Raw genomic sequence first — 18,958 nt, 5'->3', positions numbered from 1 at the left:
TTTTTAATAATCTGTAGCTATGTCGCTTACAATTTTAGCCATTGAGTCTTCTTGTGATGATACTTCTGCCGCAATTGTGCGCGACGGGCAGGTGCTGAGCAACAAAACGGCCAACCAGGAGATTCACCAAATCTACGGTGGCGTAGTACCAGAAGCGGCGTCGCGGGCGCATCAAATCAATATTTTACCCGTGGTTGAAATGGCGATCCGGGCGGCTGGCATCGACAAAACCGAAATCGACGCGGTAGCGTTTACCCGTGGGCCGGGGCTGATCGGCTCTTTGATCGTGGGGGTTTCATTTGCCAAAGGTTTTGCCCTCAGCCGCAATTTGCCTCTGATTGAGGTCAACCACATGATGGCCCACGTCTTGGCGCATTTTGCTGAAGACCCTAAACCCCAATTCCCCTTTCTATGCCTCACTGTATCGGGTGGACACACCCAAATCCTGATTGTCAAGGATTACCTCGACATGGAACTCATTGGTCAAACCATCGACGATGCTGCGGGTGAAGCTTTTGACAAAACCGGGAAAATGCTGGGCCTGGACTACCCTGCTGGTCCGATCATCGACAAATTGGCCAAAGACGGAACGCCGCGTTTTGCGTTTCCCGAACCCAAAATTCCTGGGCTGGACTTTAGTTTTAGTGGGCTCAAAACTTCCATTTTGTATTTTTTGAAAAAACAGGTAGCCGAAAATCCAGCGTTTGTGCAGGAAAACCTGGTGGATATCTGCGCCTCGGTACAAGCTCGCATTGTGAGTATCTTGATGAATAAATTGCGTTTGGCCGCTGAAAAAACCGGGATAAAAGAAGTAGCCCTGGCCGGAGGAGTCTCCGCCAATTCAGGTTTGCGACAAGCGCTTGTCGAGGAAGGTCAGCAAAAAGGCTGGAATACCTATATCCCCAGAATTGACTATTGTACCGACAATGCCGCCATGATTGGCATTACCGGATATTACAAATTTTTGCAGGGAAAATTTGTGGGGCACGAAGTATCCCCCCTGGCCAGATGGGAGCTTTCAACACCGATTTTGTAAAATTCAATGTTATTCTGTATCTTTATTTGTACTTTAACGCAAGCAGTTGCGTTTAAATCACTGTTTTTAATTGTAATCACATGAAGAGAACCATCATCCTTATCCTCAGTGCACTTGTTGCGACCACTACAATTTTTGCCCAAGGCGGCATCGACTGGAGTGTGAACCCACAAAACCATGCCAACGTAAATATCCCCCTGCGCAAACCAGGTCGGGATGGGGATTTGCCGGTATTGCCAGTTGGATACATCAACATCAGTCAATTTGCAGCCAATGGCGTAAGCATGCCCACCAAAGGGCCCAAAGGCTATTTGTTGTTGTTCATTTTTGATGTATCCATTCAAGGACGCCAAAGTGAGATCGTTCACCAGGGCCAAACCCGCAAAGGAATTTGGTCGATTGCTCAAATCCTCGACCCGGGTCAACCCGCTCTGCCGGGCGATTTAGGCCGTAGCTTTACCAATACCCCCGAAAGTCCGGGTGCAGTAGTACGTGGTTTCTTTTGGGACGATCGCGCCTCTTTGATCCGCTATCCAACTCATGCCGAGGCTGCCAATAGTGTAAGGAACTAAAATTACTGGTTCTAGGATAACTTAATCGTTGACCATGAATATCGTATTTTGGATATTGTGGAGCATCAACCTGGTGTTGACCTTCATCGTCATTTTAGCCGCCATCTACCGGGAAAACGCGGGAGCTTTCAACAATGAAAACTACACTTATGCCTTAGTCCTGATGCTGCTTTTAGTAGGCAGCATCGTAGTGCGCTACGTCTTACAGTGGCCACAGTTGAGCGTGTTGCTGGCTGCGCTGCCGCTGTTGATTGTATTGATCATGTATTTTCTTGACCTGTAAATTCACTTTAGGGCCGCTTCCCATTGCCCTTGATCGAAACCCAGCAAAATAATTTTGCCATCCTGCTCTACCAGGGGCCTTTTGATCATGGAAAAGTTCTCGGGGATCACTCTGATGGCGCTGGGTGCGTCCACCACCGAGTCTTTTAGGGCTTGAGGCAGTTCCCGCCAAGTGGTACTGCGGGTATTCAAAATTTCCGACCAATCTTTTTGTTGCATCCAGGTTTCCAATTGAGCATTGGAAAGCCCTTGCGCCTTATAATCGTGAAAGGAATAAGCCAATCCCTTTTTATCCAACCACTTGAGTGCTTTTCTGACTGTATCACAATTGGAAATTCCGTAAATTGTAAGCATGGTTTTTGCTGCGTTGTGGTGATGCTGAATAGTGGGGCAAAGGTAAGCGAGAAAAAAAAATTACGAAAAAATAATTCAATGTATAAACATTAATTGTCTTTACAACGTTATCTTAGCATCAATCAATTTTGCAACCATTAAAACAAAAAAATATGGCAACCTGGACCATCGATCCATCCCACTCTGAAATCACTTTCAAAGTACGTCACCTGATGATTTCTACAGTTAAGGGTAGTTTCAGTCAATTTGATGCCACCCTGGAAGGTGATGAAAGCAATGATTTTGCGGATGCAAAAGTCACTTTCAGTGCCGATGTAGCTACCATCAGTACAGGTAACGAACAACGTGATGGACACTTAAAATCCCCCGATTTTTTTGCCGCTGAAGAATTCCCGAAACTGTCTTTTGTATCGACCGGGCTTGAAAAAGTTGGAGATAAAAAATATAAACTACACGGTGACCTCACCATTCGCGCCACTACCAAACCGGTTGTGTTGGATGTAGAATACACTGGTTCAATGGTAGACTTTTACGGCAATACCAAAGCTGGTTTTGACATCAAAGGCAGCATCAATCGTTTGGAATACGGCTTAAGCTGGAACGCAGTTACCGAAGCTGGTGGGATTGTGGTGAGTGATGAAGTGAAGCTGGAATTGGATGCGCAGATGACGAAAGGTTAAAGATGAGAGATGAGAGATGAAAGATGAGAGATGAGGCTTAGAGAAGGTCATAGTCAAAAACGCTGCGGTAGCATCTCTCATCTTTCATCTCTCATCTTTAATTTACATTGGTCTCCCCGAAATATATCCCTCCAAAGAAGATACCAAATTCTGGTATTGGGTAAGGATAGCCTGGAAAATATCGGAAGAAGAAATCATGCCCAAAACCTGGTCATCGACCACTACGGGCAAATGCCGAAAATGTTTTTCGGTCATAATGGTCAAACACTCTTCAATTTTGGCTTGGGGTGCTACGGTAATAACCGGAGAAGTCATCAAATCCTTAACGAAGGACTCGCGGGAAGGTTTTCCTTTCAAAATCCCCCTTCGGGCGTAATCGCGCTCTGAAAAAATACCCACTAATTTTGGCCCTTCCATCACCAATAGTGCGCCGATATTGTATCGGGCGAGTTCTTCAAGTGCTGTATATACCGAAGCATCTGGCGAAACGGCTAAAATTTCATTTCTCAATTTTCGATCCAAAATCTGTTGTACTTTCATTCTTGGTAAATTTGTGTGTGCGAAGGCTCTTACTCTCAATGATAGTTATTTTTTGACAATTGAAAAAGAGCCGTAGAAAAATTTACCAAATTTTGAACATCAGACCACTTCTTCCAATATACGTTCCACCACAAACGACAAAGTGCCCAATAATTTGGAGCGATCGCCCAGTTCTGAAACCTCAATTGACAAGTCATTTTTAAAGTCTACCAGGCAATATTTGTTGATGGCTTGTTCAATGGGGTTGATGAAAAACCGGCCCGCCTTAGCCAATATCCCGTCCACTATCAAAATCTCGGGATTGAACAGGTGTACTGCGATGGACAACCCACGCCCCAACTGAATGCCAATTTGGTGCAACAAATCTATGGCAAAGCCATCTCCCTCATTGGCTGCATCCACCACCGTTTCAATATTGACCTCTGCATCTCCCAAACTGGCTAGTTTAGACGCTTTACCTTGTTTGATGCCTTCTTTTACCTTTCGAAGCAGGGTTGAAGCCGAAGTAGTGACATCCAAACACCCAACTTTGCCGCATTGGCACAATTCTCCTTCCGGATCCATTTGAATGTGCCCCAATTCACCAGCAAAACCGGAAGCTCCGTTCAGCAATTCTCCATTGACCATGATCCCCAGGCCTACTCCCCAGTCAATATTGATGGCTAAAACGTGCTTTTTGCCACGTCCCAAGCCAAAGCGGTATTCTCCGAGCACTGTTGCTTTGGAGTCGTTGATGACGTGAGTGGGCACCCCAAATTGCTCTTCCAATACCGACTTGATAGAGCCCTCACCTTGTACAATTGGATAGGTGTAGTTGTGGCCAGTTTCGGGATTGATCAAGCCCGGCATCGACACGCCAATCGCCATTAAGGAAGGATGAGGCAAACGCAAGTCTTCCAAAAATCGAGAAATTTCCTCGCGCAGGCGATTTGAAAAATCTGGATTGCGCTCGATGGGCAAGTTGATGTCTTTTTCCTGCAATACTTCATTTTGCAGGTTGAAGGCCATCAGCTTGGTAGCATGGGTTGAAATATCGAGGATCAATACCCAATAGTAGTCGGGGTTTAAGGCATAAATAATGGGTTTACGACCAAATTTGGCCGCACCAATGCCTCTTTCTACAATCCAATGTTCCAGATTAGTCAGCTCGTCCACAAGTGTTGTCGTAGAAGGAACACTTGTATTCAACAATCTGCTCAATTCGGCAAGGGTGCTCGATCCAGAAAGATACAATTCACTCAGGATACTGCGTTTAAGGCGACTTTTTTTGATGTCAATAATCGACGCCTTGAGGTCTTCTACTTCAGCCATAACAAACAAAGGTCAATGATGATGAAGGTTCTTCATTAGCTCACCAATCCGTATTGGTTTGAGCTTTGAGTAAACTTACCTCCTATAGATTACCGTTTCTAACTAGACAAAAGTGCTATTTGAAAGCTTGAAAATACTTCATCTTTTGGCAACGAGGTAGCCATACCCCCTTAAATACCACAATCAATGCCAATTTTATTATTTTTTCACAAATTACTACATTTGGCACCGACCAATTTCACTTCGCAAATACTCTTTTATGAAAAATTGCTTGCTCTTGCTGTGGACTTTAGTACCAGGACTGACCTGGGCACAAACTCCCGACCGCACGATGTATTATTCCCAGGCCGCCAACCATTTTGAAGAAGCACTAGTACTTGGCAATGGTCGCATGGGTGCCACGATTCACGGCGGTGTTCAATCCGATAAAATTTTCCTCAATGAAGCCACACTTTGGGCCGGAAGTCCGGTAGATCCATACATGAATGCCGAGGCTTACAAACAGCTGCCCGCCATTCGGGAGGCCTTACGCAAGGAGAACTACCGTGCCGCGGATAGCCTCAATCGTCGGCACTTGCAAGGCAAGTATTCCGAATCCTACGCTCCTTTAGGCACCCTGTACATCGACATGGCCCATCCTGCCGAAGCAGTGAATTACCGTCGACAATTGGATCTGAGTACCGCCATTTCGAGTACCACTTACCAGCAAGCTGGAGTCACTTATACCCGCGAGTATTTCGTTTCCTATCCGCAACAAGTGATGCTGATCAAATTGAGCGCCAGTCAGGCTGGTAAGTTGAGTTTTAAACTCCGTTTCAACAGTCTGCTGCCCAATCAGGTTAAAACCGAGGCCAATGTACTCAGTGCCAATGGAAAGGCACCTTCCCATGCCGAACCCAATTATCGGCGATCCGCCGATCCCATACAATACGACCCGCAAAAAAGCATGCGCTTTTTGACTTTGGCCAAAATCATCAAAGCCGATGGTAAAGTGGTTCGTACGGACAGTACCATCGGGATTCAGGGCGGTCGTGAAGCCATCATCATGGTTTCGATTGCCACCAGTTTTAATGGTTTTGACCAAAACCCCGCTACCAATGGCAAAAACGAAGTAGCCCTAGCCAATGATTGGCTCAAAAAAGCAGAAAAAATCAGCTATGCTAGCATTCGGGCTGCCCACCTCAAAGACCACCAAAGTTTTTTCAACCGGGTGGAGCTCCAACTGGCGGGCCGCAGCAGCAATGCCAGTTTGCCTACCGACGAACGCTTGAAACGTTTTGCCGATGGCGCCAAAGACCCCGATCTGGAAATATTGTACTTCAATTTTGGCCGCTACCTCCTGATTGCCAGTTCCCGCACGCCCAATGTACCCGCCAATTTGCAAGGCATTTGGAACCACCAGATTCGCCCACCCTGGAGCAGCAATCACACCATCAACATCAATACTGAGATGAATTATTGGCCTGCGGAGTCCTGCAACCTCTCGGAATTGCATCAACCACTGCTGGGCTTTTTGGGCAACCTGGCCAAAACGGGTGCGGTTACCGCTAAAACCTTTTACAATGCCGGTGGTTGGTGCGCAGCCCACAATACGGACATTTGGGCGATGAGTAACCCGGTGGGGCATTTTGGGGAAGGTTCACCCAGTTGGGCCAACTGGAACATGGGCGGGGCCTGGTTGGCTACCCATTTGTGGGAGCATTTTGACTATTCTCGAGATACAATTTGGTTAAAAAACTATGGCTACGATCTGCTCAAGGGCGCATCCCAGTTTTGTTTGGATGTTTTGGTGGATGATGGCAAAGGCAATCTCGTCACCTCTCCTTCCACTTCCCCCGAAAACATTTTCATCACTACTACAGGATACAAAGGTGCCACCCTCTACGGAGCTACCGCCGATTTGGGGATGATTCGTGAACTTTTTGCCCAAACCATTGCGGCTGCCAAAACGCTCAACCTGGACGCCGATTTTCAGCAAAAACTAGCTACTGCCTTGGGCAAATTGTACCCTTACCAAATCAGCAAAAAAGGACACTTACAAGAATGGTACCACGATTGGGCCGATGAAGACCCCAAACACCGCCACCAATCCCACCTTTTTGGTTTATACCCTGGTCACCACATCAGCGTGGATCAAACCCCAGAGCTGGCTGCCGCATGCAAACAAACCCTGGAGGTAAAAGGCGACGAAACCACTGGCTGGTCCAAAGGCTGGCGCACCAACCTCTGGGCCCGCCTGCGCGACGGCAACCGCACCTACAAAATGTACCGCGAGTTGATGCGCTACGTTAGCCCGGTGCCTGATACGCGCTACAATGGCGGTGGTGGCGCTTACCCCAACCTGATGGATGCTCACCCTCCCTTTCAAATTGATGGCAATTTTGGGGGTACAGCCGCAGTATTGGAGATGTTGGTGCAATCGCGCAGCAATGAAATCACCCTCTTACCCGCCTTACCTGACGCTTGGGCCAATGGGTCGGTGCGTGGAGTATGTGCACGGGGTGGATTTGTGTTGAATTTGACCTGGGCGAATGGCAAATTAAGCAAAACGGAAATCAGTTCGCCAAGGGGTGGACAGACGAAGGTGATTTATGCTGGAAAAAGCCAGGAGCTGCGCTTAACAGCGAAGGGAAGTAAGATATTGGCATGGTGAAATAATTTTCAATAATTACTGAAACTATTGAATATTCAGAAACAATACTGTATCTTTGGTTCAACATTCAAAAAGAAGCTTTAAAGCACTTAACCAATCCGCTTTGAAGCTTCTTTTTTAAACCGAAGGACATGGGAAATTCAAAAAAACTGGATTCGAAGGTCATTATTTATGATGACGTATGCCCGCTTTGTAAAGCCTATACCAGCGGATTTGTAAGTGCAGGTTGGTTGCGACCAGAAAACCGCATTGGTTTCGCTGAAGCTCCTGCCGAATTACTCGGACGGATTGATATTGACCGGGCACGCCATGAAATCCCCCTATATGACCGTGCTACTGGAGAAACGATTTACGGCAAGGAAGCGCTGTTCTTCATCCTTGGCGAGGCTATTCCAGTTTTCAAACCACTGTTTCGCATGGGCTTATTTCGGATCTTCATCTTTGGTCTGTATCAAATCATCACTTACAATCGCCGCATCATCGCCAATAGTCGGCCTCCAGTCAATGGGTTTGACTGTGCGCCAGACTTCAATGGATTTTACAGGTGGTTGTACATTGGGCTAATAGGAATATTTGCAGGTTTGTTGTTCGTCTCAGCAGCTCCAAGTTTTGACTTGTTCTTCAGCATTTTGGCCTTATTGGCGGCAATAGCGGTCACAATAGGGTGTTTGATTGAAACCTTTGACGTGCAAACCGACTATTTTGGGCACTTGGCAACGGTATTGTTTATCATTGCTTTGCTATTTTTTAGCTTGCAAAACTTCCATATTCCATTCGCCGTTCCAACAATCACCCTGTTGGGCACCTGGCTTTTTTATCGTCGAATAATAAACATTAAATCTATTTCAATGTAAATATTGACATGGATTGCCCAAATTCAAACATGAAAATCTGGGCAATCCATGACTAGAAATCAATCTTTCCTCGAAATCCCGTACAAGATCAAACCCATAGCCGCGAAGAACAATACCCCCAGGATTTGGAAGCCCCCTTCGCCTAAAATGCCGTTCAGCATGGGCTCCAGATTGAGTTTGGCAATGTTTGCGGCAATGCCCTCATTGACTGATAAGATCGCCACAATTACCCCCATCAAGGCACCACCCGCTACCAAACCAGTGGCAAACAAATTTCCTTTGCTCAAGTCTTCTTCTTCCACTGCTTTGCCTTTTTTCTTGGCTGCATTGTCCGCGATGCCACGAATTACACCACCAACCCAAATGGGGAGTGTAGTAGACAAGGGCAAATAGGCTCCTACGGCAAAAGAAAGGGATTTTACGCCGCACAATTCAATGGTGATCGATAAAAATGCACCAACGATTACAAACTGCCAATCGAGGTTGAAACTCAACAAACCTTTGATCAAAGTGGCCATCAAGGTACCTTGTGGCGCAGGATATTTGTCACTACCAATGGCGTGCTCGATGCCTTGGGAAAGTTGCTCGGGAGTAGGTGTATCCAGAAGTTGTAGGGTTGCTCCAATGGCAATCGAAGAAACGATCGCACCCACAAACAAGGCAATCTGCTGGTATTTTGGCGTTGCCCCAATGATGTAACCCGTTTTTAAATCCTGTGAAGTCGCTCCAGCGTTGGCAGCAGCAATACAGATCATACTACCTACGACCAGTACCATCGGTTCAAAAGTTTTGCCCGTCATTCCAAAACCGATAAAAATGAGCGCCGTGCCCATCAAGGTAGCAATGGTCATCCCTGAAACTGGGTTGGAACTGGTGCCAATCAAACCAACAATCCGACTAGACACCGTCACAAAGAAGAAGCCAAAAACAATCACCAGCAGGCCAATCAGCAATTTTCCACCAAAGGAATTGCCCGGAATTTGTGGCAAAATCAGCATCAAGATCACCAGCGCAAGGCTACCTATCCCCACTACAGCAATCGACAAATCCTGCTCAGTCCGCGCACGGCTTGCTGCCGCAGAACGGTTTTTGAAAGACTCGATGCTCTCGCTGAACGAAGCCGCGATGGTTGGAATGGTTTTGAGCAAAGTGATAAAACCACCTGCCGCTACTGCCCCCGCCCCGATCTGACGTACGTAGGCCCGGTACAGGGCTGCGGCAATGTTGCCAAAAGTTTTGGTGGCAGGATCCCAAGCACCGGGGCCACCCGCAGAAGCTACATCGGAGAGGTAACCCAGTTTCACCAATTGTGCTGCAATGATTTCGGTTGGCACGAGGGTAGCCAACAGTGGAATCAAACCCAACCAGGCCAATACACCACCAGCAACCAATACTCCCGCAATTTTAGGCCCAATGATGTACCCTACCCCCATGTATTCAGGGGTAATTTCACCGTTGACTGTGGCCGCAGGAAAGTACTTGTGGGTCGCTTTGGTCACCCAGGTCGGCGCCTCGGCAATGACGTGAAAGACTTTTTGCAGCAGCGCGTACACAAATGCTACACCCAAACCTTGATAGGCTGTTTTGGCAAAATCGCCCCCCTTTTCCCCCGCAATGAGCACCGAAGCGCAGGCGGTTCCTTCTGGATAAGGCAGGTTGTGGTGTTCTTTTACAATGAGGGATCGTCGAAGAGGGATCATCATCAAAGTGCCCAAAATCCCCCCAAATACCGCCAGGGTGAAGATGGTGGTGTACTTGAAGTATTGATCACCCATCGCTGGATCGGACAAAAACAAGAAGGCAGGAACGGTAAACACAACCCCGGCCGCAATTGATTCACCCGCTGATCCGGTGGTTTGAATGATGTTGTTTTCTAAAATAGTGGTCCCCAAAAAACGTCGACCTAAGGAGATGGCCAACACGGCAATCGGGATCGAGGCGGAAACCGTCAAACCCGCTTTAAGGGCCAGGTAAACGGTTGCAGCACCAAAAATAATTCCAAAAACTGCCCCCAAGAGGATAGCGCGCAGGGTAAATTCTTTGACATTGGTCACTTCAGCCGGAATGTACGGCTTGATTGGATCGTAGTTATGGTTCTCCATGAGTCAATGGTTAGGACTAAAGCTTGTTTAAGGTGTTTATACCCAACTAGATTGTTAACCAAATTGGATTTGGTCTTTTCGGCGGAAAAGATAATATCATTTTTCAATAAAATTAAGCGCAGGTTTAAGTATTTCCATCAAAGCATGGCTGCGCTTTGCTTTGGAAAAGGAGGCGAGTAATATGGGCGCCTGTTCAGCAAGGGTGAAATAACTGCGCTCGTTCACCCATTTGGTCAACAAATCGGCCAGGGATTCTGCATCGTGAAAGCTTTGGCTGAGGCTTTGTAAGGCCGGGTCAAGTGGGTAAAAATCCGGCACCAAGGCTGGTTTCCCAAAACGCAGCATGTCGTTGATGCCTCCGCTGATGCTGGTTTTTCCGTAGCTTTCTTGGGTCGTACCAAATTGAATTTGTTCCCTCAATGGCAGGAGTAAAAAATCGGCAGTTTGTAGCTGTTTTTGGTATTCCTGCTCGGGCAGCATTTCGCTAAAGGTCTGAATGTTGATGTTTTGGAAACGGCTGCTTTGTACTAAATCAAAAAGTGGCTTGGCGCGTGGACCACTTGCTTTTCCCAAAAAAATCAGCTCTACAGTAGTGGCCAATTGGGCATCGGCTTTTTGTAAGGCTAAAAAAAACAACTCAAAATCGCGGGTCAGTGCGGATACAGTTCCAGGCACTACGATTTGAATGGGGGCATTAAAACAAGGTGAATTAGGCGTGTAAAAAACAAAGGGTAAGGCAGACAAAAATCGACAGGAAGATGGTAAAAAAGGCTGCATGTATTCCTGAATCAGCGGGTCGGTAAAGCTGTAGTAGGTGATTTTTTTCAGTAGCTTTTTTCGAAAAAAATCCTCTCTTCGCCATAGGCTGCGCAAAAAACGCAATCCATCTTTAAAGCTTCGAATGCTCAAGTTGGATTGAGGTGCAAAAAAAGCGTTGCCTTTGTGGATGAGCAAAACGGTAGGAGGTGCAAAAGTGTGTTGGGCAAAAAAAGCAAAATGCTTGACCAAAGTCGTGAATACGATCAGGTCGACTGCATCCAATTGTGTTTTTACCTGTTGAATAAATTGGGGAATGGAGTTTTGTGGTGATTTAGACGTCCAATGTAGCTGCTCATTTTCTTGCCATTCAACTTTCCGTTCTTCTTGCATATAGGCTGGCGCAAATACATGAATTTCGACTGCTTGCAACAGGAGTAGGTCAATTAGCCCATACAATACCTCTTGATGTTCCTGTAATTCAACCAGTGCGATTTTTTTCATTCCAAAGCCGCTTTGAATTGATGTTGGATAACCTGGATATCTTCTTCGGTATAACGCCGCGAAAAATGCACTGGTGTGGCATTTTTCACCCCGGCCCTATGCATGACTTCAGCCGAAGCCTGGGCGTAACTGTGCCGGTTTTGCAAAGCCAATTCCCGATCCTCGTTGAGGTAATAAGTTTCAATAAATACCTGATCGGCATTTTGAAAGGTCTTCATGATTTTCTCATGGTTGCCACTGGAAGCCAAATGATCCATCACTACACCCAAATGATACCCGGTTTTGAGTCGAAAATAGGAAAACAAATCACCTGCTGGATAATGTTGCCCCTGAATGTTGATGGGTGTTTCAGGGCTATTGGCCAAAAAGGCAGCCTTAGCCATTTTGACCCAAGGGCCAGGAGCAATGGGGGCTTCGTCTTTTTGAAAATTTACAGCATCGGGCTCCTGAAAGGAATAAGCAATGGAAGGGGTGCCGTGATCCAGGATGGTAAACCGCACCTCCACCGCCTCATTTTGGTACAGCACTGGCCCCTTAATCTCGCCGATCAGTTGCAAGTTCCATTTTGATGGGCTGACTTGATAAATTTTGATGTGGCGCTCATTTTGGATTTCCCGGATTTCATATTGTAATTCGTTTTCAGCGATCAGATTCCAGTTGTAGGCCCGGAGTTTGGCCTGAAGCTGTTTGGCGATTCCTCTGGGGCCACACAACACTACCCGCATACCACTGCCGAGTTGATGGCGCAAAACCGTATCAAAATTGACAAAATGATCGATATGGGTATGGCTGATAAAAATGGCCGCGAGGTTCAAACAATCCTTTTTGCCCAACAGACTCGCACTGCCACATTCACAGAGGTATTGCTTCGGGTGATTGTCAATGCTCAAATGGATACAAATATCTTCGGTCGGCAGGTTTTTTAAGGTCGCGTGAATCATAGCTCGGTGGATTGTGTGCCCATAAAACTGGAGAGTGTCCTTATTGGTTCCGCTTGCGTTCCGCTTTCTCCCACAACACCGTTTGTTGCCTCTTCAACAATCGCGCAAAACCCAGAAATACTGAATAATTCATTATACAGAAATAATAAGGAATAAAAAAAGCCTTGATCTTGAGTTGTTTTTTTTCAAAAAACCAGCCTAATAAAGCCAGTAGGTAGAACAGGATTTGCAAAATGAAGATGCCGAAATACAATCTCCCCGCTGAAAAAGCCAGCAGCAAGTTCGATACAAACACGATGGGTAAGGCCAAGGGAGCCAAAGTCCAGCGCATTACTTTATGTGAAAAAAATTGCCAGCTAAAAATGCCGTAACGAAAAGGATTCAACAAATCGCGCAAACGCCAGGAAGCCTGAAGTCCACCCGCAGCAATGCGAATTTTTCGTTTGAGCTCCTCTCCTACCGAAGTCGATGAACCTTCCAAAGCGTAGGCATCGGCAGCATAAGCAATCCGGTAACCTTTGCGCAATACCGTCATGGTAAGGTAAAAATCTTCGATTAAGGTGTCTGCCGGGATGTTTTCATAGAGGGCAGTACGAATGGAAAACAATTCTCCTGCGGCACCCACAGCCGAGTACAACTTGGCGTCCCAAGCTTTGAGCAAGCTCTCATACTTCCAATACAAACCTTCCCCAGCACTGCTCGCTTCGTCCTTATTGGCACTGCTGATGCGTTTTTCTCCTGCAACAGCTCCAATTTTCGGATTGTGGTAATGGCGAACCAAATGCTGAATGGCCTGACTATTCAAGTGGGTATTGGCATCGGTAAAAACGGTGATGGGCGACTTTACGAGTGGCATGATGCGTTCAATCGCCGCCAATTTCCCTTTGCGTTCAGGTTGATGGTGTACCTCAAGGCTCAATCCAGCTGGAATGGAGCAACTTTTAGCTTTTTGGAACGTTCCATCTATAGAGCCATCTGTAATCACCATCACCTTCAATAATTCTTTTGGATAATTCAGGGACAGCGTGTTGTTGATTTTTTCAACAATCCAGTCCTCTTCGTTGTAAGCAGCAATCAGGATGCTTACCTCGGGATGTTCTGTTGTTGGGGTTTGATTTTTTCTAAAAAACAGTAAATTGAGTATCAACAAGATAAGTCCATACCCCAAATAAGTATACACAACGATTAGAACATTTAGCCAAAAAAACCATTCAAGCATAATATAAAAAATTAATTTATCCTGGCTAAGGTAAGTATAAAATCTTAACTTTGTTGTACCCTAAACGAACTTGCATGTACTTCCTATTTACACAAACCACTTTGGCTCGCGGCGTCCAGCTTAGCCCAGCTAACTTAGTATATTCCATCATTTTGTTCAGTTCAGCCTTGGGTGCCTTGCTCATGGCTCAAAAAGTTGAGGGCCTTGACTGGTATATTTTGGTTCCACTCGTTGCCCTCTTCATGGTCTGGAAAATCCCCTCCTCATCCCACAAATTACAAACTGCTCTGGGCGTTTTGACTGTGATCGTTGCAGTTGTATTGCTTTTTGTCTTCTTGCCACCTCAAGCTCAGCAGTATACTTTACAAGGAATTTACATCGATGAATGGAACAAGTTTCGGGCGTTTATCATAGCGCTTCCCTGTATGTGCATCATGCTGCGGATTGTGAGCACCAACCCAAGCCAACTTAATTTGTTGTTGTTTGGCATTCCGATGGTGGTCTGTGCGGGGTTCTCGGTCTACGCTTTGCGGATTTTATTGGGATAAAAAAAGCTTGTCCCAAGTATCAGAACAAGCTTTTTTGACCCATTATACGCACAAGGGCAAATTATTCTTTAATGGCTTTCACTCCCGGCAAAACCTTGCCTTCGAGCAACTCCAGCATTGCGCCGCCGCCAGTAGAAACATAGCTGACCTCATCGGCCAAACCCATTTGATTCACCGCAGCAACGGAGTCACCACCTCCAACCAGGGAGAAGGCACCATTGGCTGTAGCTTGGGCCACTGACTCAGCGATGGTTTTGGTGCCCTTGGCAAAGTTTTCAAACTCAAAAACCCCCATTGGACCATTCCATAGCAGGGTTTTGGACTTCAGAATGGTGGCACTAAACTCGGCACAAGCTTTTTCGCCGATGTCCAAACCCATCCAACCAGGTTCGATGGTATTACTGGCGGTCACTTTGCGATTGGCATCATTGCTAAAAGCATCTGCCACCAGTGAATCTTCTGGTAAAAGCAACTTCACGCCTTTGGCCTGTGCTTTGGCGATCAGCTGATTGGCCAATTCAAGACGATCATCTTCACACAAAGAATTGCCAATTTGACCACCTTGTGCTTTGACAAAAGTATATGCCATCCCCCCACCCACGATGAGGTTGTCTACGTAGTCGAGCATCCGATCCAGCAGCAGGATTTTGTCGGAAACTTTCGCTCCCCCGACGATCGCCGTAAGCGGGCGATCCGGGTTGTTCAATACCCGATCGGCGTTGTCCAATTCAGCTTTCATCAAAAAGCCAAATCCTTTGTTTTCTGCACTAAAAAACTGAGCTACCGTAGTCGTAGAAGCATGCGCCCGGTGGGCAGAACCGAAGGCGTCGTTGATGTACACGTCGCCGTAAGAGGCCAAGGTTTTGGCCAGTTCCACATCACCTTTGCCCTCTCCTTTGAGAAAACGGGTGTTTTCCAAAATCAACACCTGTCCGGGTTGCAACGCAGCAGTCATGGCCGCAGCCTTAGGGCCAACAAATTCTTCACAAAACAATACGGGTACCCCCAACAATTCAGCCGTATGTGCTACCGTATGCTTCATGGTAAAACGCGCCACATCGATGGAACCATCGGGCAGCAACTTTTCATCCGGGCGTCCCAAATGCGAAATCAGAATCGCGGAACCGCCTTGGTCCAAAATGTACTTGATGGTAGGAATAGCAGCCCGAATGCGGGTATCGTCCGTGATGGCAAAGGTCTTTTTGTCGAGTGGCACGTTGAAGTCCACCCGCACCAATGCCTTTTTATTGGAGAAGTTTATATTTTGCATAGTTCCAAGGTTCGAAGTTCCAAAGTTCCTGGGTTCGGGGTTCCAAGTCGGTCACTTCGGCTTCGCTCAGTGACCGGCCTGGAACCTTGGAACTTAGAACACTGGAACTCGTTTTTTAAATTCGCGTTGCCAGATCAGCCAAACGAGCAGAGTAGCCCGCCTCGTTGTCGTACCAGCCTACAACTTTAACCAAATTGCCGCTGACCATGGTCATGTCCATGTCGAAAATACAAGAGTGTGTATTGCCAATGATGTCCGCAGAAACGATGGGGTCTACACAGTATTCCATGATGCCTTTCAGAGGACCTTCAGCAGCAGCTTTGTAAGCCGCGTTGATTTCATCTACAGTAGCGGTCTTTTTTACCAAAGCAGAAAAGTCAGTTACTGAACCGGTGATGGTCGGTACACGCATCGCGTTACCATTCAGTTTGCCTTTCAAGTGAGGCAATACCAAACCTACTGCCGAAGCGGCACCTGTGCTGGTCGGCACGATGGAAACCGCAGCTGCACGCGCACGACGCAAATCCGAGTGGGGTGCATCCTGCAAACGCTGGTCAGCAGTGTATGCGTGGATCGTGGTCATGAAGCCAGTCTCAATGCCCAACAGGTCGTCCAATACTTTCACCATTGGCGCAAGGCAGTTGGTGGTACAAGAAGCATTGGAATAAATGTGGTGGTCTGCACTGATTTTGTCCTGGTTTACACCCAATACGATGGTAGGCAGGTCACCTTTGGCTGGAGCAGAGATTACTACTTTTTTGGCACCAGCAGTCAGGTGCAATCCAGCTTCATCCTTGGTAGTAAAACGACCAGTTGATTCAATGACTACATCCACATTCAGATCTCCCCAAGGCAACTTGGTTGGATCTTTTTCTGCCAAAGCCAAAATTGACTTTCCATTGATGTGAAGGTATTTATCATCAGCACTTACAGTGCCATCGAACTTCCCTTGGGCAGAGTCGTACTTAAACAAGTGAGCCAGCGTGAGGTTGTCAGTCAAGTCATTGATGGCAACGACTTCAACGTCGCTCATTTTCAACAGGTTGCGCAGGGTAATCCTGCCAATGCGTCCAAATCCGTTGATAGCAATTCTTTTTGCCATGAGTGGATGTGTTTATTTGATGAGTAAAAGTTGGTGTATAGTGAACACTCATTTGCGCTTGTTCAGCTAGGTATTCGGTTGGTAAGGGCGAAAAATGCAGCGCAAAGGTAAGAAAATATTCTTTATTCGTTTTTCCGGCGCTTGTTTAAGTTTTTTTTTCGTGCGTCAAAACCCTCATTTTCACCCTTGTCAAAACAAAAAAATGAGTACCGAGCGGTCGAAACAAAAAAAATGAAAAAAATTTTAGTCAAGTTCTTGTGTAATTCCGCAAGTCGAATTTATCTTTGCAGTCCCAATTGGGAAGCATACAAACATTGAAGTGATTTTTTCAGGGTTTGATGCATCCAATGGCCCGTTCGTCTAGGGGTTAGGACGCAGGATTTTCATTCCTGTAACACGGGTTCGAATCCCGTACGGGCTACTCTTCACAAGTTGGAACTTTTTTTCACTTGTTCGAGTTTCATAAGAAAAAATACCTAGATGGCCCGTTCGTCTAGGGGTCAGGACGCAGGATTTTCATTCCTGTAACACGGGTTCGATTCCCGTACGGGCTGCTACAGAGGCGATCTTTTTGATCGCCTTTTTTTATTTAGGGCGGCCACAGAGGGCCGCCCCTACGGTATCATCAATCGATCAAATCAAATTCTTTGCGGTTGCCTACCTTATCCACGGCTTGTTTGGCCAGGCGGTTGTACCAACTTTTCAATTCTTCATATCGGGCATAGGCATCTTTACCCGGGCGTTGATCACCCTGATCCAGCATGCTGCGCAGATAGCTGATCTGGTCAACCAGACGTGGCACCATGTACCTCCCTTCGGCAGTAAACAATTCCGAATACAAGTCATTGTAAAATGTCGAGAGGACTGGGTCATTTTTTTGCTGTGCACTGGCCCGCTCCTGTGTGATAGTTGCTCCCAAGATGCGGCTGCGGCTATCCAGTTCAATGATCTGCAAAGACAAAGCTTCCTGTTGCTGAAGGTCCTTGGTGGTCACCCCTGCATTGATCAAACGTGGATCGGGTAAGACCTTAAAACTTTGCAAAGAAGCCACTCCATTTACCGTCAAACGTACAAAATACTGCCCTGGTGCGGCCAGTGGTGCCCCGCGACTAGAGCGTGTTCCATTGCGATCCCAAGCCCCCAAATGCCGTAAATCCCATACAAAGCGCTGTATTCCAGGTGTAGTGCGCAGTGCATCGCTGAATCCGGCTATCACAAAACCCATTGCCATACCCGCGCGGCTAGGGATTTTCACGGTATCTCGTGGATTGTTCTGGGAGGTAAATGCCCGGATGGTTTGCATTTGAGCATTGAGGATTTCCAGAGTGATGGGACTTTGGGGTGCCTCTTTTAACCAATAATCAATTTGGATACCAGGGCTTGGGTAATGAGGCTCAGTCCCCTTGCGGTTGGGCCAGTAGCGCAGGCGGTACTGGTCGCGGGGTTTGAAGAGGACAGCGGATTGTGCCAATGTGGGCTTGGCCAATTGATGTAATGCCGACAAGTTGTCCAAAATCCAAAATCCGCGCCCCATGGTGGAGATGACCAGATCTCCCTTATGCACCTTGATGTCCGTAATAGGGGTAATCGGCAAATTTTGCTGGAAGGGTTGCCAGTTTTGACCATCGTCAAAAGAAACAAACATACCATATTCGGTACCTGCGTACAACAGGCCTTCCCGGCTGGGGTCTTCCCGTACGGTACGCACGGGGTAATCTTCGGGAATTCCTTTGGTGATCAAGGTCCAGGATTGGCCATAGTTATCGGTTTTGTACAAATAGGGCCGCCAATCCCCCAATTGATACAACAAGATCGCTGCATAAGCCTTATTAGGGCGATGCGGGGAAGGATCAATACAGTCTACCCTTCCGCCCTTGGGCATACCGGCTGGGGTCACATTTTGCCAGGTTTTGCCATTGTTGCGCGTGACGTGAATGGGGCCGTCGTTGGCACCCACCCAAATCAGGCCAGGCAGTTTGTTCGATTCCCGGATTTCGTAAATGGTACTGTAATACTCCTCGCCCGTCACATCGCGGGTAATCGGGCTACCGGAAATCACCTGCTTATCGGGTTCAAAGGCAGTAAGGTCGGGTGGGGTGTAATTCAAATTGTCGCACCTCATCATTAAGCTGCGGATTTCCTGAAAATATTAGTGATGAGATCGAATTTTTGGCTGCGTAAAGCGACCCTAAGTTTGATCATCTTATCGCAACCATCATCAGACCAGCGTTGCC

17 protein-coding genes and 2 tRNA genes are annotated in these 18,958 nt (G+C 46.9%); 9 read left to right on the top strand and 10 right to left on the bottom strand.

The genetic code is table 11. From position 1 onward, the window contains the following. Positions 1–19 precede the first annotated feature (19 nt). The 3 genes from tsaD to ACEW9O_RS07075 all read left to right on the top strand — a co-directional run bounded on the left by tsaD (position 20) and on the right by ACEW9O_RS07075 (position 1,891). Entirely contained in the window at positions 20–1,036 is a 1,017-nt protein-coding gene (tsaD, locus tag ACEW9O_RS07085) for a tRNA (adenosine(37)-N6)-threonylcarbamoyltransferase complex transferase subunit TsaD (protein ID WP_373549441.1), read from the top strand. An 80-nt stretch (positions 1,037–1,116) separates the two neighbouring features. After that, positions 1,117–1,608, top strand: a complete 492-nt coding sequence (locus tag ACEW9O_RS07080) for a hypothetical protein (protein ID WP_373549440.1) — start codon at positions 1,117–1,119, stop codon at positions 1,606–1,608. Positions 1,609–1,642: 34 nt separating this feature from the next. Next, entirely contained in the window at positions 1,643–1,891 is a 249-nt protein-coding gene (locus tag ACEW9O_RS07075) for a hypothetical protein (RefSeq protein WP_373549439.1), read from the top strand. A 2-nt stretch (positions 1,892–1,893) separates the two neighbouring features. On the opposite strand, the gene ACEW9O_RS07070 is transcribed toward ACEW9O_RS07075, so the two are convergent. Then, complete coding sequence (locus tag ACEW9O_RS07070) at positions 1,894–2,244, bottom strand: ArsC family reductase (protein WP_373549438.1); 351 nt, start codon at positions 2,242–2,244, stop codon at positions 1,894–1,896. A gap of 152 nt (positions 2,245–2,396) precedes the next feature. Here ACEW9O_RS07070 and ACEW9O_RS07065 point away from each other — a divergent pair, with 152 nt between their 5' ends. Beyond that, positions 2,397–2,924, top strand: coding sequence for a YceI family protein (locus ACEW9O_RS07065; RefSeq protein ID WP_373549437.1), 528 nt, complete (start codon positions 2,397–2,399; stop codon positions 2,922–2,924). A 102-nt stretch (positions 2,925–3,026) separates the two neighbouring features. Here ACEW9O_RS07065 and ACEW9O_RS07060 read toward each other — a convergent pair whose 3' ends face one another. Both ACEW9O_RS07060 and ACEW9O_RS07055 read right to left on the bottom strand, forming a co-directional pair. Further along, entirely contained in the window at positions 3,027–3,464 is a 438-nt protein-coding gene (locus ACEW9O_RS07060; protein WP_373549436.1) for a CBS domain-containing protein, read from the bottom strand. A 99-nt stretch (positions 3,465–3,563) separates the two neighbouring features. Beyond that, positions 3,564–4,775, bottom strand: a complete 1,212-nt coding sequence (locus ACEW9O_RS07055) for an ROK family protein (RefSeq protein ID WP_373549435.1) — start codon at positions 4,773–4,775, stop codon at positions 3,564–3,566. Positions 4,776–5,034: 259 nt separating this feature from the next. Here ACEW9O_RS07055 and ACEW9O_RS07050 point away from each other — a divergent pair, with 259 nt between their 5' ends. Together ACEW9O_RS07050 and ACEW9O_RS07045 are read left to right on the top strand one after the other, a co-directional pair. Beyond that, positions 5,035–7,428: a glycoside hydrolase N-terminal domain-containing protein gene (locus ACEW9O_RS07050; protein ID WP_373549434.1), complete on the top strand. Its 2,394-nt coding sequence runs from the start codon at positions 5,035–5,037 to the stop codon at positions 7,426–7,428. Positions 7,429–7,559: 131 nt separating this feature from the next. Beyond that, the gene (locus ACEW9O_RS07045) at positions 7,560–8,282 is read left to right on the top strand and encodes a hypothetical protein (protein WP_373549433.1); all 723 of its coding nucleotides are present in this window, start codon (positions 7,560–7,562) and stop codon (positions 8,280–8,282) included. 59 nt (positions 8,283–8,341) lie between these two features. Here the strand turns inward: ACEW9O_RS07045 and ACEW9O_RS07040 are convergent, their stop codons facing one another. The 4 genes from ACEW9O_RS07040 to ACEW9O_RS07025 all read right to left on the bottom strand — a co-directional run bounded on the left by ACEW9O_RS07040 (position 8,342) and on the right by ACEW9O_RS07025 (position 13,804). Further along, the gene (locus ACEW9O_RS07040) at positions 8,342–10,384 is read right to left on the bottom strand and encodes an OPT family oligopeptide transporter (protein ID WP_373549432.1); all 2,043 of its coding nucleotides are present in this window, start codon (positions 10,382–10,384) and stop codon (positions 8,342–8,344) included. 96 nt (positions 10,385–10,480) lie between these two features. Then, the gene (locus ACEW9O_RS07035) at positions 10,481–11,644 is read right to left on the bottom strand and encodes a hypothetical protein (protein WP_373549431.1); all 1,164 of its coding nucleotides are present in this window, start codon (positions 11,642–11,644) and stop codon (positions 10,481–10,483) included. Continuing rightward, positions 11,641–12,585 carry a peptidase gene (locus ACEW9O_RS07030; protein WP_373549430.1) on the bottom strand — a complete coding sequence of 315 codons (945 nt, stop codon included), beginning with the start codon at positions 12,583–12,585 and terminating at the stop codon, positions 11,641–11,643. Before ACEW9O_RS07030 ends, ACEW9O_RS07035 begins: the two co-directional genes overlap by 4 nt. A 40-nt stretch (positions 12,586–12,625) precedes the next feature. Then, the gene (locus ACEW9O_RS07025; RefSeq protein ID WP_373549429.1) at positions 12,626–13,804 is read right to left on the bottom strand and encodes a glycosyltransferase family 2 protein; all 1,179 of its coding nucleotides are present in this window, start codon (positions 13,802–13,804) and stop codon (positions 12,626–12,628) included. Between the two features lie 74 nt (positions 13,805–13,878). On the opposite strand from ACEW9O_RS07025, the gene ACEW9O_RS07020 reads away from it, so the two are divergent. Continuing rightward, complete coding sequence (locus ACEW9O_RS07020) at positions 13,879–14,352, top strand: hypothetical protein (protein ID WP_373549428.1); 474 nt, start codon at positions 13,879–13,881, stop codon at positions 14,350–14,352. 61 nt (positions 14,353–14,413) lie between these two features. On the opposite strand, the gene pgk is transcribed toward ACEW9O_RS07020, so the two are convergent. Both pgk and gap read right to left on the bottom strand, forming a co-directional pair. Beyond that, the gene (gene pgk, locus ACEW9O_RS07015; RefSeq protein ID WP_373549427.1) at positions 14,414–15,622 is read right to left on the bottom strand and encodes a phosphoglycerate kinase; all 1,209 of its coding nucleotides are present in this window, start codon (positions 15,620–15,622) and stop codon (positions 14,414–14,416) included. 115 nt (positions 15,623–15,737) lie between these two features. Beyond that, on the bottom strand, positions 15,738–16,724 hold the full coding sequence (gene gap / locus ACEW9O_RS07010) for a type I glyceraldehyde-3-phosphate dehydrogenase (RefSeq protein ID WP_373549426.1): 987 nt from the start codon (positions 16,722–16,724) through the stop codon (positions 15,738–15,740). A gap of 349 nt (positions 16,725–17,073) precedes the next feature. Between gap and ACEW9O_RS07005 the strand changes: the two genes are divergently transcribed. Continuing rightward, positions 17,074–17,145 (top strand) — tRNA-Glu (locus ACEW9O_RS07005). 61 nt (positions 17,146–17,206) lie between these two features. Beyond that, positions 17,207–17,278, top strand: a tRNA-Glu gene (locus ACEW9O_RS07000). 71 nt (positions 17,279–17,349) lie between these two features. Here ACEW9O_RS07000 and ACEW9O_RS06995 read toward each other — a convergent pair. Then, positions 17,350–18,849 (bottom strand): WD40/YVTN/BNR-like repeat-containing protein, encoded by a 1,500-nt coding sequence (locus ACEW9O_RS06995; RefSeq protein ID WP_373549425.1) that lies wholly within the window; start codon positions 18,847–18,849, stop codon positions 17,350–17,352. Between the last annotated feature and the right edge of the window lie 109 nt (positions 18,850–18,958).

The organism is Haliscomenobacter sp. (genome assembly GCF_041740695.1).
Lineage (GTDB): Bacteria > Bacteroidota > Bacteroidia > Chitinophagales > Saprospiraceae > Haliscomenobacter.
The sequence above is the reverse complement of the archived record's forward strand: the minus strand, read 5'-3'. Positions and strand labels throughout refer to the sequence as shown.